General features: G+C 68.0%; 24 protein-coding genes. 17 read left to right on the top strand and 7 right to left on the bottom strand.

The features are described from left to right. Positions 1-515: 515 nt before the first annotated feature. The 7 genes from EGX94_RS04045 to EGX94_RS04015 all read left to right on the top strand — a co-directional run bounded on the left by EGX94_RS04045 (position 516) and on the right by EGX94_RS04015 (position 7393). Positions 516-1169 (top strand): response regulator transcription factor, encoded by a 654-nt coding sequence (locus EGX94_RS04045; RefSeq protein WP_162142597.1) that lies wholly within the window; start codon positions 516-518, stop codon positions 1167-1169. Further along, positions 1166-2089 (top strand): ABC transporter ATP-binding protein, encoded by a 924-nt coding sequence (locus EGX94_RS04040; protein WP_021797840.1) that lies wholly within the window; start codon positions 1166-1168, stop codon positions 2087-2089. Before EGX94_RS04045 ends, EGX94_RS04040 begins: the two co-directional genes overlap by 4 nt. Before the next feature lie 74 nt (positions 2090-2163). After that, positions 2164-2910 (top strand): ABC transporter permease, encoded by a 747-nt coding sequence (locus EGX94_RS04035; RefSeq protein WP_192962691.1) that lies wholly within the window; start codon positions 2164-2166, stop codon positions 2908-2910. A 40-nt stretch (positions 2911-2950) separates the two neighbouring features. Beyond that, entirely contained in the window at positions 2951-4081 is a 1131-nt protein-coding gene (locus EGX94_RS04030; protein ID WP_043121983.1) for a CaiB/BaiF CoA transferase family protein, read from the top strand. After that, positions 4078-4851 carry an enoyl-CoA hydratase/isomerase family protein gene (locus EGX94_RS04025; RefSeq protein WP_021797865.1) on the top strand — a complete coding sequence of 258 codons (774 nt, stop codon included), beginning with the start codon at positions 4078-4080 and terminating at the stop codon, positions 4849-4851. Before EGX94_RS04030 ends, EGX94_RS04025 begins: the two co-directional genes overlap by 4 nt. 613 nt (positions 4852-5464) lie before the next feature. After that, a complete protein-coding gene (locus EGX94_RS04020; protein ID WP_081707414.1) occupies positions 5465-6532 on the top strand; it encodes an IS630 family transposase in 1068 nt (355 codons plus the stop codon). A 225-nt stretch (positions 6533-6757) separates the two neighbouring features. Beyond that, positions 6758-7393: an IS3 family transposase gene (locus tag EGX94_RS04015; protein ID WP_021797861.1), complete on the top strand. Its 636-nt coding sequence runs from the start codon at positions 6758-6760 to the stop codon at positions 7391-7393. 45 nt (positions 7394-7438) lie between these two features. Here the strand turns inward: EGX94_RS04015 and EGX94_RS04010 are convergent, their stop codons facing one another. The 3 genes from EGX94_RS04010 to EGX94_RS04000 form a co-directional block, all read right to left on the bottom strand. Beyond that, positions 7439-8536, bottom strand: a complete 1098-nt coding sequence (locus EGX94_RS04010; RefSeq protein ID WP_081707415.1) for an MBL fold metallo-hydrolase — start codon at positions 8534-8536, stop codon at positions 7439-7441. 15 nt (positions 8537-8551) lie between these two features. Further along, positions 8552-9463 (bottom strand): DeoR/GlpR family DNA-binding transcription regulator, encoded by a 912-nt coding sequence (locus EGX94_RS04005; RefSeq protein ID WP_021797846.1) that lies wholly within the window; start codon positions 9461-9463, stop codon positions 8552-8554. Between the two features lie 133 nt (positions 9464-9596). Continuing rightward, entirely contained in the window at positions 9597-10088 is a 492-nt protein-coding gene (locus EGX94_RS04000) for a DUF1097 family protein (protein ID WP_123825921.1), read from the bottom strand. Positions 10089-10505: 417 nt separating this feature from the next. Here EGX94_RS04000 and EGX94_RS03995 point away from each other — a divergent pair, with 417 nt between their 5' ends. Genes EGX94_RS03995 through EGX94_RS03980 form a run of 4 tightly spaced genes read left to right on the top strand, consistent with a single transcriptional unit; the run spans position 10506 to position 14946 of the window. Beyond that, the gene (locus EGX94_RS03995; RefSeq protein WP_211223479.1) at positions 10506-11738 is read left to right on the top strand and encodes a RuBisCO large subunit C-terminal-like domain-containing protein; all 1233 of its coding nucleotides are present in this window, start codon (positions 10506-10508) and stop codon (positions 11736-11738) included. A gap of 47 nt (positions 11739-11785) precedes the next feature. Further along, complete coding sequence (locus EGX94_RS03990) at positions 11786-12643, top strand: amidohydrolase family protein (RefSeq protein ID WP_264291248.1); 858 nt, start codon at positions 11786-11788, stop codon at positions 12641-12643. A gap of 33 nt (positions 12644-12676) precedes the next feature. Further along, positions 12677-13510 carry a phosphoenolpyruvate hydrolase family protein gene (locus EGX94_RS03985; protein WP_021797870.1) on the top strand — a complete coding sequence of 278 codons (834 nt, stop codon included), beginning with the start codon at positions 12677-12679 and terminating at the stop codon, positions 13508-13510. 38 nt (positions 13511-13548) lie between these two features. After that, a complete protein-coding gene (locus tag EGX94_RS03980) occupies positions 13549-14946 on the top strand; it encodes a Tm-1-like ATP-binding domain-containing protein (RefSeq protein ID WP_021797848.1) in 1398 nt (465 codons plus the stop codon). 393 nt (positions 14947-15339) lie between these two features. Here the strand turns inward: EGX94_RS03980 and EGX94_RS03975 are convergent, their stop codons facing one another. Continuing rightward, positions 15340-16218 carry a TetR/AcrR family transcriptional regulator gene (locus EGX94_RS03975; RefSeq protein ID WP_043121986.1) on the bottom strand — a complete coding sequence of 293 codons (879 nt, stop codon included), beginning with the start codon at positions 16216-16218 and terminating at the stop codon, positions 15340-15342. A gap of 63 nt (positions 16219-16281) precedes the next feature. On the opposite strand from EGX94_RS03975, the gene EGX94_RS03970 reads away from it, so the two are divergent. Further along, positions 16282-16647 (top strand): cytochrome b5 domain-containing protein, encoded by a 366-nt coding sequence (locus EGX94_RS03970; RefSeq protein WP_021797852.1) that lies wholly within the window; start codon positions 16282-16284, stop codon positions 16645-16647. A 189-nt stretch (positions 16648-16836) separates the two neighbouring features. Beyond that, complete coding sequence (locus tag EGX94_RS03965; RefSeq protein WP_021797853.1) at positions 16837-17142, top strand: CHY zinc finger protein; 306 nt, start codon at positions 16837-16839, stop codon at positions 17140-17142. A gap of 65 nt (positions 17143-17207) precedes the next feature. Here EGX94_RS03965 and EGX94_RS03960 read toward each other — a convergent pair whose 3' ends face one another. Continuing rightward, positions 17208-18011, bottom strand: coding sequence for a hypothetical protein (locus tag EGX94_RS03960; protein WP_021797873.1), 804 nt, complete (start codon positions 18009-18011; stop codon positions 17208-17210). 372 nt (positions 18012-18383) lie between these two features. Further along, positions 18384-19025, bottom strand: a complete 642-nt coding sequence (locus EGX94_RS03955; RefSeq protein WP_021797849.1) for a trimeric intracellular cation channel family protein — start codon at positions 19023-19025, stop codon at positions 18384-18386. A gap of 273 nt (positions 19026-19298) precedes the next feature. Here EGX94_RS03955 and EGX94_RS03950 point away from each other — a divergent pair, with 273 nt between their 5' ends. Further along, complete coding sequence (locus EGX94_RS03950; RefSeq protein ID WP_043123478.1) at positions 19299-20018, top strand: M50 family metallopeptidase; 720 nt, start codon at positions 19299-19301, stop codon at positions 20016-20018. Positions 20019-20155: 137 nt separating this feature from the next. Here the strand turns inward: EGX94_RS03950 and EGX94_RS03945 are convergent, their stop codons facing one another. Next, positions 20156-21178, bottom strand: coding sequence for a LacI family DNA-binding transcriptional regulator (locus EGX94_RS03945; protein ID WP_021798885.1), 1023 nt, complete (start codon positions 21176-21178; stop codon positions 20156-20158). 302 nt (positions 21179-21480) lie between these two features. On the opposite strand from EGX94_RS03945, the gene EGX94_RS03940 reads away from it, so the two are divergent. The 3 genes from EGX94_RS03940 (at position 21481) to rhaI (ending at position 24431) form a co-directional block, all read left to right on the top strand. Then, positions 21481-21828: an L-rhamnose mutarotase gene (locus tag EGX94_RS03940; protein WP_021798887.1), complete on the top strand. Its 348-nt coding sequence runs from the start codon at positions 21481-21483 to the stop codon at positions 21826-21828. Positions 21829-21855: 27 nt separating this feature from the next. Next, positions 21856-23160, top strand: a complete 1305-nt coding sequence (locus EGX94_RS03935) for an MFS transporter (RefSeq protein WP_021798880.1) — start codon at positions 21856-21858, stop codon at positions 23158-23160. A gap of 92 nt (positions 23161-23252) precedes the next feature. Further along, positions 23253-24431 (top strand): L-rhamnose isomerase, encoded by a 1179-nt coding sequence (gene rhaI / locus EGX94_RS03930; RefSeq protein ID WP_021798882.1) that lies wholly within the window; start codon positions 23253-23255, stop codon positions 24429-24431.

Genomic DNA, 24431 nt, shown 5'->3' with positions numbered 1-24431 from the left:
TCTAGGGAGTGGCCGATCACCGCGCCCGATCCTTCCCGATCTCGTCGAGGAGGTGGGGGACGTCTCCGACGAGGTCCACCGGCTCGGTGGACTCGCACCCGGGCGGCCGTCGTGCCCGCGCAGGTCGAGCACGAGGCTGCGGCAGCCCGCCTCGACGAGGGGCGGGGATCTGTGGGTCGGACATGTGGTGGTCCATCCCGGCGTCATGGAGCATCACGATCAGCGGACCGTCGCGAGGTCCGGTCTGGACCGGGCAGCCTGATCGAGGGCAACGAGGCTGACGGGGGAACGGGGGCAGGGGGAGAGCGCACGGCGCGGAGTGTGGACGGTGGCGGGGCGGCGGTCGTTCTTGGGCCCTGCTCCTTTCAGGATTGGGGGTAAACCCCCTGTTCGTCGTGTCGTTTCCTCGGGAGGATGTCTGTGGTGAGCGGAACCGGGCCAGCACGAGGAGCCGATGCATGCAGGGCGTGGGAAGCGGTCGAAGGACTTCGATGAGACGTCGGGAGGACACGGTGGTGGCTGCTGCGGTGGTCGATACTCGGCCGACAGCGCGGATCGGGGCGATGAGTGTGCTCGAGAAGCAGTGGCCCACTTGGCAGGTCTTTTCAGCGTCATCGGAGGAGGAGTTCGGCCGTCTCGCCGGGGAGCAGCATTTCGATCTCGTGCTCACCGATCTGCACCTGCAGCGGAACCTCGACGGCTTGGACCTGTGCAGGTTCGCCAAGCGGTCCTGGGAGGGGACATCGACTCTTGTCTTCGCCGAGGACCAGGACCCGGACACGATCCTCGCCGCCATTACCTCGCGGGTCGTGGACGGGATAGTGCAGCGGACGGCGTGCGTCTCGAGCCTGGTCAGCGCCATCGCCTCGGTGCTGGAGGGTTATCAGGCCTGGCGGTTCGATGCCCCGACGCCGGGGAACGCCCTTCCCAACGAGCCCGGACCGGCCGATCTGACTCGGCGTGAACGCACCATCCTCGTCCTGCTGTGCAGGCGGTGGAGCAACCGGGAGATCGCGCAGGAGCTGCACCTAGCGGAGCAGACCGTCAAGAACAACCTCAGCACCATCTACGGCAAGCTCGGCGTCAATGGTCGAACAGAGTTCTATGCCAGTGCCAAGGGGCAGGATCTGCCCATTTACCACGTCTCCTCGGAGGTGATCTCTGTATGACCACTCCTCTTCTTGAGTGCGTCTCCCTGACCAAGCGGTTCGGTGACCTCACCGCGGTCGACAGTGTCGACTTGGCGGTGTACCCCGGGCAGTTCTTGGGTTATGCCGGACCGAACGGAGCCGGGAAGACCACGACCATCCGGATGATGATGGGCCTCACCCGGCCGACCGAGGGCCGCGTCAGGATCCTCGGTCAGGACCCTTTTGCCACGCCACGGGTGCGGCGGCGGGTCGCGTACCTGCCGGCCGAGCTCCACTTGGACAGCCATCTGACCGTGGCCCAGACGCTCGATTTCTGGGCGCGGGTGCGTTCTGACGTCGATCCTGCCTATCGGGACGAGCTGTGCCAGAGGCTGGCTCTGGACCCGAGCCGCACCACCCGCAACCTCTCGACTGGCAACAAGCGCAAGATCGGGCTCGTCGGAGTCTTCATGGGCCGGCCCGACCTGCTGATTCTGGACGAGCCGACGAGCGGCTTGGACCCCCTGCTGCAGGAGGAGTTCCAGACCATGGTCAACGAGTGCAAGTTCCGCGGTCAGGCGGTGCTGCTGTCCTCGCACATCCTCTCCGAGATCGAGGCCGTCGCAGACTCGGTGGCGGTGATCCGTGCCGGTCAGATCCTCGCACGCGGTCCGATGTCGGAGCTGCTCCAGCGCTCCGATCGTCATGTGCGGGTCCGGCTGAACGCACCGGCAGTGATCCCGCAGTCGATCAAGCAGCTTCCGGGGCTGCAGTCGGCCGAACTGCTCTCCAGCGACGTCATTGATATCGTCTGGCGCGGTCCGGTCAAGCCGTTGCTGCAGGAGCTGGTCCGCCTGCCAGTCGACAGCATCCTGGCGCCCGAACCAAACCTGGGTGAGGCGTTCATGTCCTTCTACTCGCAGGGGTCCGGCGCAATGCCGGCCGCCGAGACGGCCTAGAGGAGGTTCAGCAGATGTCACTTTCATACCTGAGGTTGACCCGGCACTCGTTGCGGACTCAGCGCCGTACCCTGATGGTCTGGGTCGTCGCCATCTTCCTGCTCGGGCTGCTGACCGTGACGGTCTGGCCGTCCATGAAGGACAACGATGCCTTGTCGAGCTTCTCGGAGGGGTTGCCACCTGACCTTGCCGCCTCCCTCGGAATGACGGACATGACCACCCCCAGCGGGTATCTCATGGGCAACCTGTACGCGATGCTGGTGCCCCTGCTCTTGGCGGTGGCGGGCATCGCCACGGTGTCCTCCTCTGTGAGTCGGGACGAGTACGACGGGCGTCTGGAGGTGCTCTTCACCTTCGCGGTGTCCCGGGCGACGATTCTGCTCGCTCGCCTCACGGCGGCGTGCCTCCTGGTCCTGGGGACCTCCTTGGCGCTGTTCGCCGCGGTCGTGGTGGGCCGGCAGTTCTTCGAGGTGGACGTCCCTTGGAGGGGGCTGTTGGCGATCACCCTGGTCACCTTGTTGTTCGCCGTGTTCCATGCCTGCCTCACCTATGGGTTCGCAGCGTGTGGTGCTCCGCCGGCGGTCAGTCTCGGCGTGCCGCTCGTCGTCCTCGTCGGCGGCTACATGCTCCGCTCGCTGGCCCCCCTGGTGGAGGGGACGGATGATCTGCGACGCCTCTCGCCCTGGGAGTGGGCTCTGGCAGAGGACCCACTGGCTGGAGATGTGTCTGGCGGAGGGCTGCTCCTGCTGGTCCTGCTCGCGGTGGTCGCCGTGGTGATCGGTACCGTCGTCGTCGTGAGGCGTGATGTGCATGCGCCGTGAGACGCAGCCGGAGACTTCCGGCCCATGCCCGTTGGACGGAGTGCGTGTCCTGGAGCTGGGGGGCATCGGTCCGGTGCCCTTCTGCGGGCTCCTGCTGACCCAGCTAGGGGCGGATGTGGTGCGGGTGGACCGGCCGGGGGGCGTGCCGTCGCCGCTGACTTCCCTCGCCGGTTTCGCCGAGGCAGATCCGCTGGCCGCCGGCCGCCGGTCGGTGGAGGTGGATTTGAAGTCCTCCTCCGGCGTACAGACGGTGGTCGCACTCGCAAGCAGGGCGGACATCCTCATCGAGGGCTGGCGCCCTGGGGTCGCGGAGCGGCTTGGGGTTGGTCCCGCTGCGTGCCATGAGGCCAACCCTGCACTGGTCTACGGGCGGATGACCGGGTGGGGGCAGAGCGGGCCCCTGTCGGCCTCCGCGGGGCACGACATCAACTACGTAGCCCTGACTGGGCTGCTGAGTGCGATCGGCCCGGCCGATGGCGGCCCCGTGGTGCCGCTGAACCTGCTCGGAGACTTCGGCGGGGGCGCGATGTACTTGGCGGTCGGTGTACTTGCTGCCCTCCACCGCGCACGCCGGACGGGCCGCGGGGACGTGGTGGACGCCGCGATCGTGGATGGCGTCAGTCACCTGAGCACGATGGTCCATGGGCTTGCTGCTGCCGGGTTCTGGCAGGAGGGGCGAGGCCGCAACGTCGTGGACGGTTCCCTGCCGTACTACACGGTCTACGAGACCGCTGACGGAAAGCACATGGCGGTCGGTGCGCTGGAGCAGCGCTTCTTCGAGGAGATGTGCAGGGTCTTGGAGATCGAGGTTCCGCCGAACCGCGAGGATCCGCAGATGCACTCTGAGCTGCGTGAGCGTCTGGCGAGGCGGTTCCGGGAACGTTCGCAGGCCGAGTGGGAGAGGCTCTTCAGCGGTGTGGACGCCTGCGTGTCTCCCGTACGCAGCCTGGTCGAGGCTCGACGGGACTCGCACCTGCGAGCCAGGGGCGTGTTCGCCCAGCCCGGTGCCGCGGTGCCCGCCGCTGCCCCTCGGTTCTCATGCTCCATGGCGCAGCCGGTCGCTGCCCCGCCCCGCCCTGGGCAGCACCAGACGGAGGTGTTCCAGGAGTGGGGCGTCGCCGTGCCCGAGGCTGGCCGAGGTGCAGCGGAGCACAGCGGAGGGAAGGGATGAACAGCAGGGAGATTCTGTGCGAGAAGGACGGCCCGGTCGTCGTCGTCACGCTCAACCGCCCCGAGGTGCACAACGCGCTCTCGACCGCGATGATCCATGATCTGGTTGCCATCGCCGAGGAGTACGACCGGGACGAGTCGGCACGGGCACTGCTGATCACCGGTGCGGGCGACCGAGCCTTCTGCGCGGGCCGGGACCTGCGGCTCGGTCACGAGCGGGGGGTCGGGGAGCGCCACGATGCCTACAGCCCTGAGCAGCGGCTCTTCTCAGAGGTCGGGAAGCCCATCATCGCAGCGGTCAATGGCGCAGCCATCGGCGGGGGAGCGGAGGTGCTACTGGGGACTGATCTGCGCGTGATGAGCGAGCGTGCCGTCATCGCCCTGCCCGAGGCAACCCTCGGCCTGGTCCCCTACGGCGGTGCGCACGTGAGGCTGCCCCAGCAGATCCCATGGGCGCACGCCATGGAGATGCTTCTCACGGGCCGGCGTTATTCCGCGCAGGAGGCCTTTCGGCTGGGCCTGGTCAACTGCGTGGTGCCGCCGGAAGAGGTGCGCGATCGCGCGATGGGGCTCGCTGCCAGGATTGCGCAGAACGCGCCGGTTGCTCTGCGCAAGATCAAGGAGGCTGTCCGTGCTGCGTACAACCTCAGCTTCCGAGACGCCTTCCACGTCGAGTGGCAGATCGCGACCGAGGCGCTGGCCACCCAGGACGCGCAGGAGGGTGTCGCTGCATTCCTCGAGAAGCGCGAGCCCGTGTTCCGGGGGAGGTAGCGTGCCGGTTCCTCAGCGGCACGACGCTGGCAGCCCGAGCCCGGTGGTATGGCCGTCATGAAACAAGATCGTTTCTGGTTTCGCGGGGTGGGAGGTGTTCGAAGTCGTGGTCGAAGGCGCGGCCGGTGACGTATGGGGCGGATGCGCCGAGGGTTTGTTTGTTTGGAGTGCTTGGTGTTTTTCGGACAGTGGGTGAAATGATCGTGAGGTAGAATTAGATCATGTCGGCACCGAAATATAGTGCGGGGTTTGAGGAACAAGTCGTTCTCGGGATCGTCCGGGGGTCCGGGCCGATGGCCGGGGTAGCCGGATCGTACGGTCTTGTGGCGCAGACAGTCGGGAACTGGGTCGCAGGATGGCGGGGGGCACCCCGGCCTCAGCGCTGATGCCATGACCGCGAAAGAGCACGCCGAGATCAAACGTCTGAAGGCAGAGCTCCGGGAAGCCCGCATGGAAAACGAGTTCCTGGAAGAAGCGGCGGCCTTCTTCGCCCGGGAGTCCGGGTGAGCGCGGAACACCGCCGCATCCACCGCGAAGAAGGCAACTATGGCTGACATGAAACGAAACCGTATTTTTCGTGGATTTCCTGTGCCGTTTCGGATATGATTGGAACATGCAGGTTGAGGTCATCCCGGAAGAAACCGCCGTCCTGATCAGGTGGAAGAAGCGTTCCGACAATCATGTGCTGGTTCGGATGAAAGCAGAAGCGATCCTGTACGCCTCTGAAGGAGTCGGAATCGACATCATTGCGAAGATGGTTGAGCGCACTGAGAGGACAGTGCAGGAATGGCTGGCCGACTGGCAGGCCACCAGGATGTGCTCGGTCCTGACCGGCCATACGGGGAACCAGAACGCGGCGAAACTCACCCGCGACCAGAAACAAGAACTCAAGAAAATCCTCGCCCAGCCGCCCTCCCAGACGGGCATCCACGCCGAGTTCTGGGACGTCCCAGCGATACGTGACGTCGTGAAGATCCTGTTCGATGTCGAGTACCAGTCGGACTCCTCGTACCAGCTGCTCCTGCGCTTCTGCGGGCTGAGCCTCGAACTGCCCGACCCGTTCGACGAGCACCGCAACGAGAAAGCCATCACCAGACGCATGACCGAGGTGAAAACCCAAGTCAAAGCTCTGCTGGACGCCGGCTGGGAGGTCTACACGGCAGACGAGGTCCGCTTGGAGCACGAGGCCGAGACCCGCCGCATGTGGCTCCCGAAAGGGCAGCGCACCAAGCTGTACGTGGACCGGCAGAAGACGTCCCAGTCCTTCTTCGGCGCCCTCTCGCTGACCAGCAAAAAAGTCAAACTGTACCCGATCGAGGGCAACCAGAACACCGAGCAGACAATCCTCGCGCTGGAACGACTCCAACGCGAAACCGAGACAGAGCAGATCGCGGTCGTCCTGGACAACGCCCGATCCCACCACGCGAAAGCGTTGACCGCCCTCTACGAGCCCGGCCGGCTGCTGGAGCGCATCACCCCTGTTTTCCTGCCGCCGTACGCGCCCGACCACAACCCGGTCGAGCACGTCTGGAACGCGGCCAAGAACAACATCGCGAACATTCAGCACGAGACCCCCGAAGAAACCTTCGGCGCGTTCGCCTCATACATCGCCAGCCGAACATTCGACTACGACTTCGAACACCTCCCACCCCGCGAAACCAGAAACGATTTTGTTTCATGACGGCCATACCCATCCAGTCCATGTGCCGGTGGGTGAAAGTATCCAAGTCCGGCTACTACGCCTGGCGAAACCGACCCGAGTCCTCGACAACCCAGCGGAGGGAGGACCTGACGGCCATCATCGTCAAGTTCTTCGACGAGTCCGAACAGACCTACGGTTACCGCCGGATCCACGCGGGGCCGGCCCGAAGCGGCGTCATGGTCTCACTCGGCATGGTCCGCGATCATGGCGGCAGCAGGTCCCGTTGCCCGTCAGCCCCGGGGACAGGCCAAGACGACCGTGCCGGCGCCAGACTTTCCAGGCCGGCCCGGCCGGTTGCGCCGAGACGTCACCGCCACCGCGCCCGGAATGAGACGGGTGGGCGACATCACGTATATTCCAACCTGGCAGGGATTCGCCTACCTGGCGGTCGTCATGGATTGTTTCTCGAAAAAGATCGTCGGGCGCGCGATCGCCGGTCGCATGCGCGCCGGACTCGTCACCGAGGCCTTGGCCATGGCCGTGCGGAACTGTCCACCGATCCGTGGTGTCACGGTCTTTCACTCGGATCGAGGGGCTCGATGCACGTCGGCCGAATACACGAAATTCATGACCGACCGCGGGATTCTCCCGTCCGTCGGGCGGACCGGTAGCTGCTGTGACAATGCCGTCGCTGAGTCATTCACCGCGATCTTGAAGAAAGAACTCGTGAACCGTGAGGTCTACTCGACCCGAAACCATGCAATCCGGGACGTGACAGCCTGGACCGGGTCACGATGCAATCACAGACGTCTCCACTCGGCGATCGACTACCAGACCCCGACCGAGTCGACACAGAATGGAGACAACAACACAAGGCAGCAGCCTAAAACCAACCATTAACCACTGTCTGAAAACCTATATCACTCCACGGCACCCTCCGCCAAATCACCGACCAGAAGGTCGTCGGACCCTCAGACGTGGGGGACGTTCTTCCTGGACCGGCACCACGTCCAGATCCTCACCGACGATCACTTGTCCGTCGAAACCCGTGACAGCGTCCCGCCAGGCATCCGCCGGCAGGTCCCCGGGCACCAGATGGGTGAGTACCAGGGTCGGCACGCCGGCCCGGGCGGCGATGTCCCCGACCGCTCTCACCGACGTGTGCTTCGCGAAGACGTGGTCGAGCGACTGCTGCTGCGCCGCATCGTAGGGCGGCGCACCGAATCTCGATGCGGCGAAGTGCGGGCTGATCGCTTCGTGGACGAGGACGTCCGCGCCGACGGCGAGTTCCACCAGCGCATCGCAGGGCCCGGTGTCGCCACTGATGACGACGGCTCCCCCGTCGAAGTCGAACCGGTATGCGTACGCCGGAGCCATGTCGCCGTGCTCGACGAGAGTCGCCGACACCCGGACGTTCGCGTCCTCCAGTACCGGTGCGGAGCCGGCGGTCGTCTCATCCCTGCCTGGAACGGGAACCTCCCGGACTCGGACGAGATCCTCGAGGGGCGGACGGCCCGCGCCGAGAACCCGGTCGATCGTGTCCGCCCGGAAAGCATGCACCAGTCCCTTGACGAGGGACGCAGTTCCGGGGCGTACGGCGCCCCCGGTGGCGATGCCGGCTCGTCGCCCCGCGTATGCCCGGGTGGACAGGGGCAGCGGTCCCGGCCCGATCAACGGAACCGGTTCGGGCGGCCATCCCTGTTCGCGGCCCCAGTGCAGGAGACACGGGAGGTCGACGATGTGGTCCGAGTGGAGGGGGGTGATGAGCAGCGCTCCGAGATCGCGGAGGACGGAACCGCGGCCGCGCCCCAGCGGATCCGCGATGGTGAGCTGTCGGGTCGACCCCGCCCCCTGATCGACGACGTAGATGCGATCGCCGACGACGACGGCCGTCGAGATGCCGTGACGAGCGGGACGACCATCGGCCCGCGGCGACCATGTGGTGGTTCCGCCCGCGGTGCCGAGCAGGACCACGCGGGGTCGTCGACCGCGATCGCACGAGGCGGTGCACGAGGACGGCGCCCGGCTGCTGCTGGCGTTCACGAGTCATCTCCTGCTCTAGACGGCTGCACCTTCGCCGTCGTACTTCTTGGGGCTGCTGCGAACCGGCGCGACCCGCACCTCGACCCCGGCCCGAAGCAGCATGCCGATCTCGTCCGAGGTGGTTCCCGAGTCCACGATCGCGAGGTCGAAACTGTCCACACTGCACATCGCATGCAGCGCGCGGCGCCGGAACTTGGTGTGATCCGCCACCAGGACGCGCGTGGAGGCGCATTCCAGCATCGCCTTCTTCACGAGGACCAGCTCCGGGTTCTGGTGGTAGCACGCTCCGTTGGTGATCGCCGGCGTGGACATGAAGTAGATGTCGGTACTCATCTGACTCAGCGCGGAGAGGGCGACCGCCCCCTTGTAGGCATCGCACAACTGGTAGTACTCGCCCCCGGTCGAGATGAGGGAGATGCTGGGCCTTCCCTTCAGCTCCTTGATCACGCGCCCGAAGTTCGTGATCACCGTCAGAGGGGCCTTCTGCGGCAGCATCCTGGCGAGATGGAGACCCGTTGTGGAGTCGTCGAGGACGATGGCCTGCCCCGGCTCGACGAGCTCGAGGGCGCATCGGGCAATGGCGTCCTTCTCCGCGACGGACTGCCGTATGCGATAGTCGGTCGATGCCTCGAACAGGCTCGAGGACACGGAGGTCACGGAGCCGCGCGACTTCCGCAGGATCCCGCGCGCCTCGAGGGCATCCAGGTCCCGGTGGATGGTCATGCGGGAAACGCCGAAGTGGCTGACGATGTCCTTGATCTTGACGGAGCCGGAGGACAGCACCAACTCCGTGATGGCATCCTGCCGGTCGACCTGCTTGAGCGAGGGGGCCTGCTCGGGACGCCCGTCATCAGTCGTTCCGACGGGATCCCCCGTCGGGACGTCCCGAGGCGTCGCGACCGATTCGTCCTCGTCCATCATGCCCATTCACGCTCTCCTCACGACCGCGGCGGCACGCCACCGCACACCCATTGTCGCTCATGGGCGAATGCGTGGCGTGACGGTCCTCACACGCGTGAGCACCGTCACGCCACGCATCGGCGGTCCTTCTCACTCCTGCTCAGGCGGCCCGTTCAGCGCCACGTTGACCCAGCCGACGGCCGAGCCCAGCAGGCATGACAGGACCGACACGATCACGGCGCCGCAGAGAAGGGCGTAGGGGTTGTCCGAGGTCCGACGTAGCCGGCCCCTGCCCGGTGAAGATGCAGGCGAGGGTGATGGCGATCCCCTGGAAGCAGGCCGGCGTCCCGTCGCGCAGCACACGGACGAACCGCATGATGTGGACGGCGATGCCGAAGCCCGCGGAGTAGGCCACGGCGACCGCGAGGTCTCCGGCGGTCACGAGCTCCGCCGTGCCGAAGGGATCGGCGAGCGCCATCGCGAACGACTGGACGATGCCGGCCGCGAGTGCCCCGATGGTGAACGCGGGGATGAGCTGGCGCAGTCCGGCGAGCTTGCCCCCGAAAACGAAGCACTCGCCCCACACGACGAACGCCACTCGGAGAGGAAGGTCGTAGTCCCCCAGCCACAGCCCGAACGGAAGACTGAACATCACCGCGAGGGGTACGGCCAGCCATTCGGCATTCGCTCCGTCGTTCCCACTCCACTCGACTCCTTCGTCGATGCTTGAATGACGCACGATGCATCTTGTTACAAGTGTGGTCCATCATGCGTGGAATGTCAACTTATAAAAGATACGTCACCGTCCGGGTAGAGTCGGGCTTCCGCGAGGTTCGTGCCTGTTTGCCTGGATGGATGTGCAGAACACTGTGGTTGACCTGGGCATTTGTCTCGTTACGGATGAACGTTGTATAGTTCAGAGTGTTAGGACTTGGCTGGAGGGTGACGACCGATGCTGTGTGGTCGACGACCGGGAAGCGAGGGTGACATGGGGTGGGTGGTTGCTGAAGCGGCTCGTCGGACGGGCGGGCGCTTCGTCCTTCCTGCGCAGGCGAGGAGCGAGCACGATGTGCTCGCCACGTACTGTCTCGTCGCTCCACGCGGCGTGGACGTGGTGCCGCTCGCCCAGCGATTCGCCGTCGGACAGAGCCTCGGGACGTGGGTGGAGGTCCCGGGCGCGACCGATGAGATGCGCCGACTGTACGAGGGCCGGGTCGCCTCCATCGTCGCCGTGCCGGCCGCGGATCTCACCTACCAGCTTCCCGACGAGGTGTCTTACCTGATCCAGATCGCGATCCCCGTCGCGAATCTCGGTTCTGACCTCGCCCAACTCATCACGACGTTCTTGGGCAATGATGCTTCGACCTCCATCCGGGCGAAGCTGGTGGATCTCGAGCTCCCCCCGGAGTTGGTGGACGCCTGCGGCGGCCCCCGCTTCGGCACGGCTGGGATCCGCGAGCTCACGGGCGTGTTCGACCGCCCACTCGTCCTGAACATGATCAAGCCCTGCACCGGGCTCAGTCCTGACGCCGGGGCGGCGGTCTTCTACGAGACGGCGCTCGGTGGTCCCGACATGATCAAGGACGACGAACTGCTCGGGAGCACCGACTTCTCGCCGCTGGTCGAACGTGTGACCGCCTTCACGCGTGCTGCGGAGAGGGCCGCGGAGGTGACCGGCCGGCAGACGCTCTACATTCCGAACGTCACCGCGCAGGGGACCGTACTGCTGGACAATGCTCGTCGGGCCGTGGATGCCGGTGCGCGGGCGGTGATGGTCGCCTACGGCTCTGTCGGCCTGGGAATGCTTGCTGAACTTTCGCGGACGGTGGGAGTCCCGGTGCTGGGCCACTACGCGGGCTCGGGAATGTGGTCGGAGGGCGCTCGGTCCGGGATGACCGCTGGCCTCGCCGCGGGTTTCTTCCCGCGGCTCTGCGGGGCGGATCTCGCAGTGGTGAACACCCCGTACGGGGGGTACTCCATGACGCGCTCGAGTTACCTCGAGGTCGTGAACAGGCTCTCTCTGCCCATGGATGGGCTCAGGCCCACGATGCCCGTCGTGGGAGGCGGGGTTCATGCGGGTGTGGTCGAGCTTTATCTTTCGGAGCTCGGCCCTGATGTCGTGCTCGCCCCCGGAGGCGGGGTCCAGGGTCATCCCGATGGCCCCGCGGCGGGAGTCCGTTCCATTCTGCGGGCCATCGAGGCATGGCAGGCGAACATCCCGACCGACGAGTACGCCGCAGGCTTCCCGGAACTGGCGGCGGCGCTGGCAGCCTTCGGGTACCGGAAGGAAGGCGGAATCTGATGCGCGTCGATGTGCACACCCACATGTGGGCCGGTGAGGGCGTTCCCATGTTCCTGCGCTCCTACGCGGACGGGCGCGGTGCGGGCAGTGGTGTCGATTCCGGTGCCGCACGCCTTCTCGAGTCGATGAACGAGAACGGCATCGGTGCGGCTGTGACCGTGGCGCTCGCCCACAGCCGCGACATGGGGTCGGACGAGCTCGACCGCATCAACCATTACGTGTCCGAACAGGTGGCGCTGGCACCCGACCGGCTGATCGGATTCTGCGCGGTCGATCCCCGGGCGGACGACCCCGTGGGCGACCTCCGTGCCGAGATAGAGGAGCGCGGTGCGCGCGGGCTGAAGCTGCACGGGTCCATGCAGCAGATCGCGGTCGACGATCCGCTGCTCTGGCCGATCTACGAGACCATGCAGGAGTACCGGCTCCCCGTCCTGCACCATGCGGGTGACATCGGGGTCCTTCCCTGCCGTGACGGCTTCACGCGGGCGACCCGGTTCGACGAGATCGGATGCTCCTTCCCCGAACTCCCGGTGATCCTCGGACACGCCGGACGAATCGATTTCAGCACGGTCGCGGGACTGCTGCGGAAGCACAGGAACTTCTATGTCGACGTGAGTTCGCTGATCGGGCGCGACCCCGGCTCCCGCTCGTTCCAGCTTCGCCAGCTCCTCGAGCTCACGAAGTCGTGGGCGGGCTCGACGGGACAGGTGCTGCTCGGGTCCGACTTCCCGCTCTACTCGCAGGACACGACCCTCGCCGTCATCGACGAACTCGTCGAACTGGTCGGGGACGCCCCGGCCGGATCGACCCCGCTCGTCGTCGAGGACGTCGTCGCGGTTCGTGACCGGAACGCCGCCACATTCTTGTCCGACCTCGGGATCCTGCCTGGTCCCGGGTCGGGATGAAACCCATCCGCCAGTGACTCGAAGGAGAGGGAAATGGCACAGGTGTACACGGCGACCGAAGTGGTCGCACGCCTCCGGAAGGAGATCTCCGGGGGCAGGCCGCTCTTCGTCCCCAACTGCGGCTCGGGTCTGACGGCCAAGCTGCAGGAGATGGGCGGCTCGGACATGATCGTCATCTCAGGAACGAGCTACTGGCGGTTGAAGGGTCAGGGCTCCTTGGCCGCGCTCATGCCCAACTCCGACGTCAACCAGGTGATCTTCGATCTCGCGCCGGAAATCGTCGCGAACATCGAGGACACGCCCATTCTCTCGTTGTCGGGGGCGTTCAATCCCCTGCTCCCCCACAGGGACCACCTGCGACGGTTGCGCGATGCAGGGATCAGCGGGATCAACCCCTTCATGATCATGATCTACGGCGATGCCACCGTGCAGCAGATGGACAAGATCGGGATCGGGTGGAGGCGCGAGGTCGAGTTCGTCGAGGCCGCTGCCGAGGAGGACATGTTCGCGCTCGCCTATGCGTTCAACCCCGATGAGGCCAGGATCATGGCCGAGGCGGGCGCCCATGCGATCGCCACGCACTTCGGTTCCACCGTGGGCGGCGTGACGGGCGCGAAGTCCGAGGTGACGCTCGAGGAGGCGACGGAACGCAGCCAGGAGATGTTCGAGACCGCGTTGGCCGTGAACCCGGACGTGATCCTGTTCGCCCATGGCGGCCCGATCGAGGGGCCGGAGGAGGCCGCGCACGTCATGCGGAACACGGCTGCTCACGGATTCATCGGAGGGTCCGCGGCGGAGCGCGTTCCGATCGAGAAGGCGATCCTCGCGATCACCGAGGAGTACAAGCGGGCTCTTCAGATCCACTGAGCCACGACCAGCAGGAACGCGAGCGAAGGAGCATCGCCATGAGTGGTGAGAGACCCGTCATCGTATGTGCGGGAATGTGCAACACCAAGGGGAACGAGATCAGGTTCCTCGCGGAGAAGGTGAGAGGGTTCGGCGGCGATCCGCTGATCCTCGACCTGTCGCTCGGGGCGTCGGTGGACTTCGCCGACATCCCGGTGAGGGAGGTGCTCGCGGCAGTCGGCGTCGAGCAGGCGAGCACCGTGTTCACGGCGCCGCGGTCCGAGGCGATCGAGACGGTCGGCGCGGCGGGCGCGGCGATGGCGCAGAGACTGGTCGAGGAGGGGCGGCTCGACGGCATCATCTCGTGGGCCGGCTCGGTCGGCACCACGACCGTGACGCGCGTCATGAGGGCCTTGCCGTTCGGCGTCCCGAAGATCATGCTCACGGACATGGCGAGTGCGGACGTGTCCATGTGGCTCGGGAACAAGGACATCTTCATCGCGTCGCCCACGGCGGAGCAGGGGATCAACGCGGTGACGTACCGGATCGTCTCCAATGCGTGCGCGGCCGTCGTCGCCATGGCGAAGGTGCCGAACGAGGCGCCCGACGTGAAGCCCCTCGCCGCGGTGACCTCCTACGGCACGACAACGCCCACCCAGCTCCACATCACGAGGTTCTTCGAGAGCAAGGGCTGGGACTGCGGGACGTTCCACGCCGTCGGAGTGGGGGCGACGATGGAGGACCTCATCCGGTCCGGTGTGATCACCGCCGTCGTCGACATGACTCCGGGCGAGCTCACCAACAACATGTACGACTCCTTCTACGGCATCCCGAAGACGTGGGACGGTGAGCGCATGACGGCCGCCTCCGACGTCGGCATCCCGCAGGTCGTCGCGCCGGGCGGTCTCGATCAGGCCGCTTACAACGGAATGGCCCAGTTCGCCCCGGAGTACCTGGAGGACTTCAGAACCGGGAAGCGCCGCGGGCCGCACGGGTCGGACAAGCCGTACGTCCACAACGAGGGCGTCACCATCATGGTGCCGACCCTCGACGAGATCGTCGAGCTCTCGGCGTACATGGCGGAGCGCCTCAACAGGACGACGGGCCCGACCTGTTTCATCATCCCCATGCGGGGGTGGTCCGCCTACGACCAGTCCGAGGAGATCGCGACGCGTGACCGCGGCTGGGCCGAGGGCAACGGCGACGGGCCCGTCTGGGAGCCGGACGAGAAGTACCCGCGGTGGTCGCGCAGGGCGACACTGATGTGGAAGGAGCTCCACGAGCGTCTCGACCCGGAGAAGGTGGACCTGATCGCGATCGATCACCACATCCTCGATGAGGAGTTCTCGGAGCTCGCCGAGACCATCGTGTGGGACATGATCAACGGCGACTGGCGGATCGGGAAGTACGAGGACGTGGGCGACAAGGTGCTCGATTTCGAGGACTACGACCTCTGACGACGCGCTCCCCGGCGGAACTGGGAGGGCGGGTGGCGGTCTCCCGCACGGGCGACCGCCCACCCGCCCTCGGGCCGGTTCTGCCCCCGTACCCCCGCGGATCCTCCGAGTTCCGGATCGGGGCCGGGACCCTCGCGAGGAGCTGCTCGGCGGCCACGACCCCGTCCACGACATCCACCGGGGCCGGCACTGCTGCATCCGCCGGCCCGGACGTGATCGCCCGGGAGGCCATGACCCGGGGCGGAACGGGGTGCGGGCCTCCTGCACCACGCGGTGGAGTGCCCCTCCAGGAGGGCAGGGGCCTGCTCATGGGGCTGCCCGACTGTTCCGGACAGTCGTCGATCGAGCGTGTCATGAGGCGGCTTCTCGCCTCCCGAGGGGCCGCCGGCGCCCTCACCGGGACGGGGCGGGGGAGTCCGCGGCCCCGGCGTCACTGATCTCGGCGGCCATCGCGGCGAGCTGCTCCTCGGTCGCGGCGATGTGCTGCGGGGTCCACTCGACGGCGGGGTCGGGCTCGAGGTGGGTGAGCAGCACCGTCATCATGGCGATCTCCGGCTGCGACCACGGCGCCGGACGGCTCGTGCCGAACAGGGTCAGCCCGGTGCGCCGGTCGAGCCAGTCGGGATCGCTCAGCGCGCGCGAGAGCACCCCGCGCATGGTCAGCCCGGCCAGCTCCGAGAGCATCATGAACCCCTCGTCCCCGCTCCACGGCGCGCACTGGCGGTAGCCGATGAGCTCCGCCATCGCCGCGTAGATCCTCGCGCGCCGCTGCACGAAGGCGCGCTCCAGCTCGGCGAGGGAGCCGGCCACGACGTCGCGGAGCCCCTCGTCGGGCAACGTCCGGTGGGTCACGGACAGGGCCAGGAGGAGCCGCCACTTCGGCGAGGCGAGCGTGCGGCGGATGTCGGCGTCCAACGAGATCCGCAGCGCCTCGACGACTACGTCGCGCCGACCCTGCTCGGTGCCCAACTCGTCCCGACGCGCCTCGAGGACGCCCAGGAGCCGATCGATGTCGTCGTCGTCCTCGGGGATGAGCCGGGTGCGGCCGATGGCGTGGACGAGCACGTCCGCGAGGAAGCCCTCCCGGTGCGGCCAGCAGCGGTAGGCGCTCGCCCGCGAGACGCCCGCGTCGGCGATGATCCGCTCCATGCCGACGGCGTCCAGCCCGACGGACAGCCCGTGCTCGACGAGGCGCTCGCCCGCCAGGTCGAGGACGCGCTCGCGCGTCTCCTGCTCGCTGAGCCGGCGTCGGGGCCGGGGATCGACAGCCATGAGACACAGTGTATCTTTTCTCTCATGAGACATGATGTATCAAAAAAGGGGAGGGGTCGTCTCATGCGCTGGATCATCATCGTCGTCCTCGTGCTCGTGGCCCTCGCGGTCGCCTGGATGCTGCTGCACCCGTCGAACGCCGGGGACCGCACCAAACTGGACCGGCCCTTCACGAGCGCCGAGCGGCAGACCCTCGACACCGTGGACGTCACGGCGGACCAGCTGGCGCAGGCCGCCTGCACCGGCGGGGCGCAGTGCTGGATCGCCGTCAACGGTGTCGTCTACGACCTGGGCTCGTCGCCGGCATGGAAGGACGGGTCGCACCACGGGGTGCGCGCCGGCACCGATGCCACCGAGGACTTCGTCAGGTCCGGGCACGGCAGGCGGATCCTCGAGAAGCTGCCCGTGGTCGGCCGGTACCGGCCGTGAGCCGTGCCCTTGGTCCGTGCCTCGTCCAGGGGTGCCCGTGCCGTGGGGCCCCTGCCGAGGGCCGCTCCCGACACCCGACGCCGTCGGTCGGGCGTCGGATCATCGGCGCCGGTGCACGGCCGTGGAGCTCGGACCGATCCGCGTTCCGGACGGCGTCCCGGCGCTCTCCGCCGGTGGCAGGATCGGGTCATGACGGTGATCCGGGGTGTCGACGTGGACGAGCGGGGCCGGTGCGCCCACTGGCGCACCGAGCGCGACGTCGTGGCGCACCGGTGCGAGACCTGCGGGCGGTTCTGGGCCTGCCACGAGTGCCACCGGGCGCTGGCCGACCACCCGTTCGGGCGGGCCGACCCGGCGGCGCCGGCCACGGTGCTGTGCGGGGCCTGCGGGCATCTGAGCTCGTACGGGGGCTACTCCGCGGCGCCCTTCTGCGCCGGCTGCGGGCACCCGTTCAACCCGCGGTGCGCGCTGCATCGGGGGCTGTACGTGACATGATTGCTCGCCATGACCACGCCATGACGGGGATGGCGACCGTGCCGATGGCTGTACGGGGCGTGGGTTCAGCCCCGTGACGGATGCGCCTCGATCCGGCACAGGAGCCGCAGATGCGCGGGGGCCTCGGCGTTCGCCTGCGCCACGCGCACGGCGGTGTTCGGGAGGCCCCAGCCGTGGACGTCGCCCAGCAGCCAGTCCGGGACGTAGCCGACCGGATCCTCTCCCGCGTCGGTCAGCAGCACGGCCTCGGAGTCGACGGTGTTGTCGGGCTCGGGGAGCAGCCGGAGCCGATCGCCCGGGGCGAGGCGGCTCAGGGATCCGTTGCCCTCGACGCACCGCACGCCCGAGGCCAGGAAGTGGCCCTCGACACGCCCGTTCACGGGGATGAGGCCGTCGACGACGTGGAAGGTGTCGGTGGCGCGGCCGCCGCCGCTGCGGGCCAGGAACTCCACCGGGGTGGGGAACTCGGCCAGCCCGAGCCAGTGGCAGTAGGTCGGGTACGAGGCCCGCCGCGGGGACATCACCCTGTTCAGGAAGAAGGCCGGCAGCCCGGTGAACGAGTAGGTGCGAGCCGGATCCGGGAACTCGGCCAGGAGGACGAAGTTGTCGTGCCGAGCCCCCTCCTCGTAGCGGAACGCGAAGGAGTCCGCCTCGATCTGGTCGAGGGTCGCGACATGGATGAACCGTCGACTGCATCCTGCCAGATGAGGCGAAGGGCCCGGAGGCGCGGTCGTGCCTCGGTCGGGATCGGTGCGTCCAGTACATGAGCCGATGGCATCGAGGATCCTCCTTCGGTTCGTCCTGAGCAGCTCTTCGATGCAGCTGCGCCGGGGCTCTGACAGAATCTCGTCCGGCGGCGCGTGCAGCATCTCCTTCCCATGATCCTCCGAGGCGTCCCTCAGACGGCGCAACCAGTACTCCCCGGCGCGGGGGGCTGCACAAGGCCGAGGGCCTCGGCCGCGAGCGCGACCGGAGGCCTGGATCCTTCTCCTTCGTCCCCATGGGCTCGTCGGCTGGTTCGCCGCCGGTCCAGGGCTCGCGGCCGAGATCCTAGGGACTCCACGTGCATGGCGGCGGGCCGAAGCACCGCGGCTGCTGCGCGTGCGCGGAGTGAGTGCACGCCCCGACCGTGCCGCCCGATTGCCCGGAAGCGGCTGCTGCGCGTGCGCGGAGTGAGTAGCTGACCGGGCTCGGGCATTCCGCGGATGACGGCGGCTGCTGCGCGCGCGCCGAGTGGGCGCTCATGGCGCCGACCCCGGTCCCGGACGATTGGGCTCGTCCCGGGTGAGGCGCCTCGGCTTGGGGACCTGCCAGTGGAAGCGCAGGGCCAGTACGCGCAGGCCGAGGACGAGGACCACCAGCGTCCACAGGGTGATGGGGTTGAGGACCCCCATGCGCACGCACAGATCGGTGCCGGCGCAGCCGAGCAGCGCGGGCAGCGCGTAGACGTCCTGGGTGAGGACGCTCGGCACGAGCCCGGCGAGCACGTCGCGCATCATGCCGCCGCCGATGGCGGTGATCGTGCCCACGAGGATCGCCTCGATGCCGGGGTGGCCGTGCCGGATCGCGAGCATCGTCGCCGAGACGGCGAAGGCGCCCAGACCCGCCGCGTCGGCGATGAGGATGAGCTTGCGGATCCGGTCGAGGCTGCCCGAGAACCGGAACGCGATGAGGCCGGCCACGATCGCCGTGAGCATGAACGGGACGTTGGACAGGTTCGACGGGGGATCGATGCCCAGCAGCAGATCGCGGATCACGCCGCCGCCCAGGGCCGTCACCAGTGCCAGGACGAGGATGCCGAAGACGTCGAAGCGGCGGCGGACCCCGACGAGCCCGCCGGAGACGGCGAAGGCGAAGACGCCGACGAAGTTGAGCAGCTCCACCCCCCAAGGGTACGGATGGTGCGGGCGGTCTGCGCGGTGCAGGGCGCGGTGCCGGATGGGCGAGGACGAGGACCGACGGCGCCGCGCGCCCGGGGCCGGGGCGGGCCCGGGCAGCCGGGGCCCGGACGTGTCGCCGTTCGCCGCGAAGCCGGCGCAGGAAGCGGACTCGTGCAGTCGGGGCCGTTCCCCGGCCACGAATCGGGTCCGTCGCGGACCGACCGCCCGCGCCGCATCGGGTCCCGCCGGGCGCCCGTCAGCGGGCACAATTGCTCCGTGGACGACGTGGCGACGCGGATCTGGCAGCAGCTCGGCGCGAGCCTGCACGCCGGGCCGTCGCCGCACGCCACGGCCGCAGCCGTCGCAGTCGCCGCGGCCTTGGCGACCGTCCTCCTCGGCCCCGCTTGGCGGGTGCTGCGGGTCGTCGTCACGCTCGTCCACGAGCTCGGGCACGCTCTCGTCGGCCTGGCCGCGGGCCGCCGGTTCGCCGGCTTCACCGTCAATCCCGACATGTCGGGCGCCACGACGACGAGCGGCGCCACCCGCGGGCCGGGTCTCGTGCTCACGACGCTGGCCGGCTACCCGATGCCCGCCGTCGTCGGGGCCGCCATCGTCCACGCCGCGACGGGCGGGTACGCCCGCGGCGTGCTCGTGGGGATCGCCGTCGTCCTCCTGCTCGTGCTGGTCCGCGCCCGCTCGGCCCACACCGTGACGGTCCTGCTCGGCGCGCTCGCCGCCGACCTCGCCCTCTGGTGGTTCGCCGGCTCCGCGCCGGTGGGCGCCGCGGTCCTCGGACTCGGCGTCTTCCTTCTCGCCGGCGCATGGCGCCAGCTCGTCAACGTCGCCCGACACGGCGACCGCTCCCAGGACCCCGGCGTCCTGGCGGCCCGGACGCACGTTCCCGCCGCCGTTTGGGTGCTGTGCCTCGGCGCGGTGCTCGCGGCCGCCACGTGGTGGGCCGGGTGCTCGCTCGCGCCGTTCCTGCCGCTGCCCTGAGGCGCCCGGCGGCGCGTCGGGGACGATGCGGTGGGACCCGGATCCCGTGCGCCTGCGAGGCCGGGTGCGCGGACGAACCGGTGCGGCTGCCCCTCCGCCTGTCGGGCCCCTCGCCGTCGCCTCTCGGGCGGAGCCGGTCACTCGCCGAGGGTGGAGGCCCTGGCCATCAGGGTCGGTGGGAGCAGGACCCGGCGGTGCTCGTGCCCGACCGTCTCCTCGAGCTCCTCCTCGACCAGCTCCACCCCCGTCGCGCCGATCCGCGGGGCCGGCTGGGCGACCGAGCTCAGGGCGACCACGGCGTTGGTGCAGAAGTCGATGTCGTCATAGCCGATGATGGCGATGTCCTCGGGGATGCGGAAGGTGCGCGCCATGGTGAGGGCTTGGAGCAGGCCAATCGCCAACAGGTCGTTCGTGGCGAAGAGGGCGTCGGGGCGTTCGGTCCGCGGGCGGGCCGCCAGCAGCTCGCCGATCCGACGGCCCTCCAGGATGGTCATGTCGCGTGTGCTCAGGAAGTCGATCCGCACCCGCGGGCGCTCCTCGGCCGCCGCCAGGGCGCCGTAATGACGGCGCACCACTTGGGGGTGCCGGCTCGGCTCTCCCACCACGGCGATGCGGCGCCGTCCCAGGTCGATGAGGTGCTGCGCCGCGAGCCGACCTCCGACGTAGTCGTCCACGCCCACGCGGCAGAAGTGCGGGTCGTCCGCGTCGAGCAGGACAACGGGGGTGCCCCGGTCGGCGACCTCGCGCGCCGTCTGCAGCTCGATGCCGACCGGCGCGAGCAGGATGCCCCGCGCGCGCTGCTGCTCGAAGCGGTGCAGGTAGTCGGCCTCGCGTTCGGCGTTCTGCTCGCTGCTCGCGCTGAACAGCCCGAGACCGGCCCGGGCCGCGGCCTGCTCGGCCCCGAGACCGATCGTGCCGTAATAGGGGTTGCAGGCCTCGACGATCACCAGGCCGAGCATGGTCGACAGGCCGACCTTGAGCTGTCGCGCCGCATGGTTCGGCACGTAACCGAGTTCCCGGATGGCGCTCTCCACGGCTCGGCGGCGCTCCTGCGAGACGGCTCCGGGATGGTTGAGCACGTTCGACACCGTGCCCACCGAGACGCCTGCGCGCGCGGCGACGTCCTTGATGCCGACTTGGCGGGCGGTCGGTTCGGTCACTGATGCCCTTCGGTGCAGGAGACGTTCCGCGGGGCGCCTCGTCCCCGCCTGACGGCATGAGCCTAGCCAACGAGGCGTCCCCGGCGCCGTCATGAGCGTTGCGGAGCGTCGGGACAGCCTCGGGCCGAACCTCCTCCGTGAGTGTATGAAACGATACAGAATTATTTTGCCTGGCCTTTTCTTCTATGAAGTTGCTACGGTCAATGGGGAGAGGTTGCGGTTTGAAACGATTCGATCTACGCTCATCCCATCGTCGATCCGAGGGCGGTCCGCCCCGGAAGGATCTGAACGAGGGAGTCCAGATGACTGATCGACTGTCCACCAGCGCGGCACGTTCGCCGCAACGCGCCTGCTTCCTGCTGCGGGGCCGCCCGGAGCTCCTTCCGGAGTATGTGGAGGCGCACCAGCACGTGTGGGAGTCCATGCGCGAGGCGCTCAGCCGATCGGGGTGGCGGCGCTACTCGCTGTTCCTGAGGACCGAGGACGGGCTCGTGGTGGGCTACTTCGAGTCCGACGACGTCACCGCCGCCATGGCGGCGATGGATCGGGAGGAGGTGAACGCCCGGTGGCAGGCCGAGATGGCGCAGTACTTCGTCCCGCCGAACGGGGGCGCACCCGAACTCCTGGACGAGTACTTCCACCTCGCCTGATCCCATCAGCACACGAAGGAGCGCGACATGCCGAAGCGCCACATCACCGGCTGGAAGGCGACGATCGCCGTCTCCATGTCGAACTACATCGACTCCGGATCCATCATCGCCATTGCGACGTCACTGGGCTTCTGGAAGGCCGCCTACTTCCCGAACGACGACGGGACGATCACCGGCCTGCTGGCCGCGTTCAGCTCCAACGCGTTCGGCGCCGCGATCGGCGCGCTCATCGGGGGGCCGCTGTGCGACAAGTACGGCCGCAAGTTCATCTACACCTACGACCTGCTCGTCTACGCACTGGGCGGCCTCATCATCACGGTCACCGCGAACCTCGGCATGCTCTTCGCCGGCTTCGTGATCATCGGCCTGGCCGTGGGCGCCTCCGTCCCGGCCGGGTGGACCTACATCGCAGAGTTCGCGCCGGCCGACAGGAGGGGACGTCACATCGGCACGACCCAGCTCGCCTGGTCCTTCGGCCCCTTCATCGGATACGGCTTGGCCGCCGCGCTGACGCCGCTGCACCTGCTGGGGAGCCGGCTCATCTTCGCCCACCTCGTCGTCATCGCCCTCGTCACCTGGTACATCCGGCAGGGCCTCGACGAGTCCGAGGCGTGGCAGCAGGCCAAGGGCGGCGCCACGGCGAAGCCGCCCTCGGTCCTCGCCTCGTTCAAGGCGCTGTTCAGCCGCAGGGTCAACATCACGGCACTCGTCTTCCTGGCCTGCATCTACACCTTCTGGAACCAGGCCGCCAGTCAGAACGGCATCTTCCTGCCGACGATCCTGTCGTCCATGGGCTACAGGGCCCTCCAGTCCGATCTCTTCTCGATGCTCTCGTGGGGCTTCGTCATCGTCGCGACCGTCTTCTTCATGGCCCTGGTCGACCGGATCCCCTACCGGGTCCACTACTGCATCGGCGGCGCGATGGCCCTCGTCGCCTGGATCATCCTGGTGTTCGGACCGCCGACCTCGGCGTGGACCGCATTCGGGTACGCCATCGTCTGGGGCCTGTCCGCCGGGCCCTCGGCGCAGGCCTTCTACTCGGTGTGGTCTCCCGAACTCTTCGCCACGCCCTACCGCTCCGGGGCCCAGGGCATCGTGTTCTTCGCGGTGCGCCTCGCCAGCGGGCTCATCTCGCTCATCTTCCCGGTGATCCTCGCGGGGGAGAACGGCCTGCTCATCGATGGCCTCATCCTCATCGGCTTCCTTCTCGCCTCCCTCGTCATCGGAACCGTCGGCGCCCCGCGGACACAGGGGCGCACCCTCGAGGAGATCGAGATCGAGCGGTACGGGGAGGTCGTCTCGAACGTCGACGGCGGGGCCCGGGGCCTCTAGGCGTGCCATCCGGCCCCGCCCGAGCCCCCGGGCGGGCCCCGGGGGCGAAGCGAATCTCAGGAACCGCACATCCCAGAATCCAGGAGAGAACCATGGTGTCATTGTCCGACCTCGACCCGCAGGCCCGGAGCCTGCTCGAGCAGCAGACCATCGAACTGCCCAGCTGGGCGTTCGGGAACTCGGGCACTCGCTTCAAGGTCTTCACCACGGCGGGCACCCCCCGCGACCCGTTCGAGAAACTCGCCGACGCCGCCCGGGTGAACGCGTACACCGGCGCGGCCCCCCGCGTCTCGCTGCACATCCCCTGGGACAGGGTGGACGATTTCGAGGCGCTCAAGGTCCACGCCGAGTCCCTCGGCGTACGGATCGGCATGATCAACTCGAACGTCTTCCAGGACGACGACTACAAGTTCGGCTCGCTGTGCAACCCGGACGAGAGCATCCGGGCCAAGGCGATCAGAGCCCATCTGGACTGCATCGACGTGATGGGCGCAACCGGCTCGGACTCCCTGAAGGTCTGGCTCGCCGACGGCATCAACTATCCGGGGCAGGACGACCTGCGGGCCCGCCAGGAGCGCCTGGACGACTCGCTCGCCCAGATCTACGCGGCACTCAGCAGGAACCAGCAGATGGTCCTGGAGTACAAGTTCTTCGAACCGGCCTTCTACGCCACCGACGTGCCCGACTGGGGCACCTCGCTCATGCACTGCCAGGCGCTCGGTCCCCGGGCCAAGGTGGTGCTCGACACCGGGCACCACGCGCCGGGCACCAACATCGAGTTCATCGTCATGCAGTTGCTGCGGGCGGGCAGGCTGGGCGCCTTCGACTTCAACTCGCGGTTCTACGCCGACGACGACCTCATGGTGGGTGCGGCCGACCCCTTCCAGCTGTTCCGCATCCTCCACGAGATCGTGCGCGCCGACGCGCTGCGACCTGATTCGGGGGTCACCTTCATGCTCGACCAGTGCCACAATCTCGAGGACAAGATCCCCGGCGAGATCCGCTCCGTGATGAACGTGCAGGAGGCCACCGCCAAGGCCCTGCTCGTCGACCGCGAGGCACTGACGGCGGCCCAGCTGGCCGGCGATGTCCTCGCTGCGAACGGCGTGCTCATGGACGCCTACAACACCGATGTGCGGCCTCTGCTCGCCGAGCTGCGCGAGGAGAAGGGCCTGGCACCCGACCCGCTGGCCGCCTATCTCGCCTCCGGGTACCAGGCCAGGATCGAGGCCGAACGCATCGGCGGCGCGCAGGCCGGCTGGGGCGCCTGA

The organism is Propionibacterium acidifaciens (assembly GCF_003798325.1).
Lineage (GTDB): Bacteria > Actinomycetota > Actinomycetes > Propionibacteriales > Propionibacteriaceae > Propionibacterium > Propionibacterium acidifaciens.
Note: the sequence above shows the minus strand (reverse complement) of the source record. Positions and strands in the feature narration are given on the sequence as shown.

Coding starts and splice junctions, on each gene's coding strand:
- EGX94_RS04040 (WP_021797840.1), top strand. CDS start 1,166: ATGACCACTCCTCTTCTTGAGTGCGTCTCCCTGACCAAGCGGTTCGGT.
- EGX94_RS04035 (WP_192962691.1), top strand. CDS start 2,164: ATGGTCTGGGTCGTCGCCATCTTCCTGCTCGGGCTGCTGACCGTGACG.
- EGX94_RS04025 (WP_021797865.1), top strand. CDS start 4,078: ATGAACAGCAGGGAGATTCTGTGCGAGAAGGACGGCCCGGTCGTCGTC.
- EGX94_RS04020 (WP_081707414.1), top strand. CDS start 5,465: ATGCAGGTTGAGGTCATCCCGGAAGAAACCGCCGTCCTGATCAGGTGG.
- EGX94_RS04015 (WP_021797861.1), top strand. CDS start 6,758: ATGGCGGCAGCAGGTCCCGTTGCCCGTCAGCCCCGGGGACAGGCCAAG.
- EGX94_RS04005 (WP_021797846.1), bottom strand. CDS start 9,463: ATGGGCATGATGGACGAGGACGAATCGGTCGCGACGCCTCGGGACGTC.
- EGX94_RS04000 (WP_123825921.1), bottom strand. CDS start 10,088: ATGTTCAGTCTTCCGTTCGGGCTGTGGCTGGGGGACTACGACCTTCCT.
- EGX94_RS03990 (WP_264291248.1), top strand. CDS start 11,786: ATGTTCCTGCGCTCCTACGCGGACGGGCGCGGTGCGGGCAGTGGTGTC.
- EGX94_RS03985 (WP_021797870.1), top strand. CDS start 12,677: ATGGCACAGGTGTACACGGCGACCGAAGTGGTCGCACGCCTCCGGAAG.
- EGX94_RS03980 (WP_021797848.1), top strand. CDS start 13,549: ATGAGTGGTGAGAGACCCGTCATCGTATGTGCGGGAATGTGCAACACC.
- EGX94_RS03975 (WP_043121986.1), bottom strand. CDS start 16,218: ATGGCTGTCGATCCCCGGCCCCGACGCCGGCTCAGCGAGCAGGAGACG.
- EGX94_RS03970 (WP_021797852.1), top strand. CDS start 16,282: ATGCGCTGGATCATCATCGTCGTCCTCGTGCTCGTGGCCCTCGCGGTC.
- EGX94_RS03965 (WP_021797853.1), top strand. CDS start 16,837: ATGACGGTGATCCGGGGTGTCGACGTGGACGAGCGGGGCCGGTGCGCC.
- EGX94_RS03960 (WP_021797873.1), bottom strand. CDS start 18,011: ATGCTGCACGCGCCGCCGGACGAGATTCTGTCAGAGCCCCGGCGCAGC.
- EGX94_RS03940 (WP_021798887.1), top strand. CDS start 21,481: ATGACTGATCGACTGTCCACCAGCGCGGCACGTTCGCCGCAACGCGCC.
- EGX94_RS03935 (WP_021798880.1), top strand. CDS start 21,856: ATGCCGAAGCGCCACATCACCGGCTGGAAGGCGACGATCGCCGTCTCC.
- rhaI (WP_021798882.1), top strand. CDS start 23,253: ATGGTGTCATTGTCCGACCTCGACCCGCAGGCCCGGAGCCTGCTCGAG.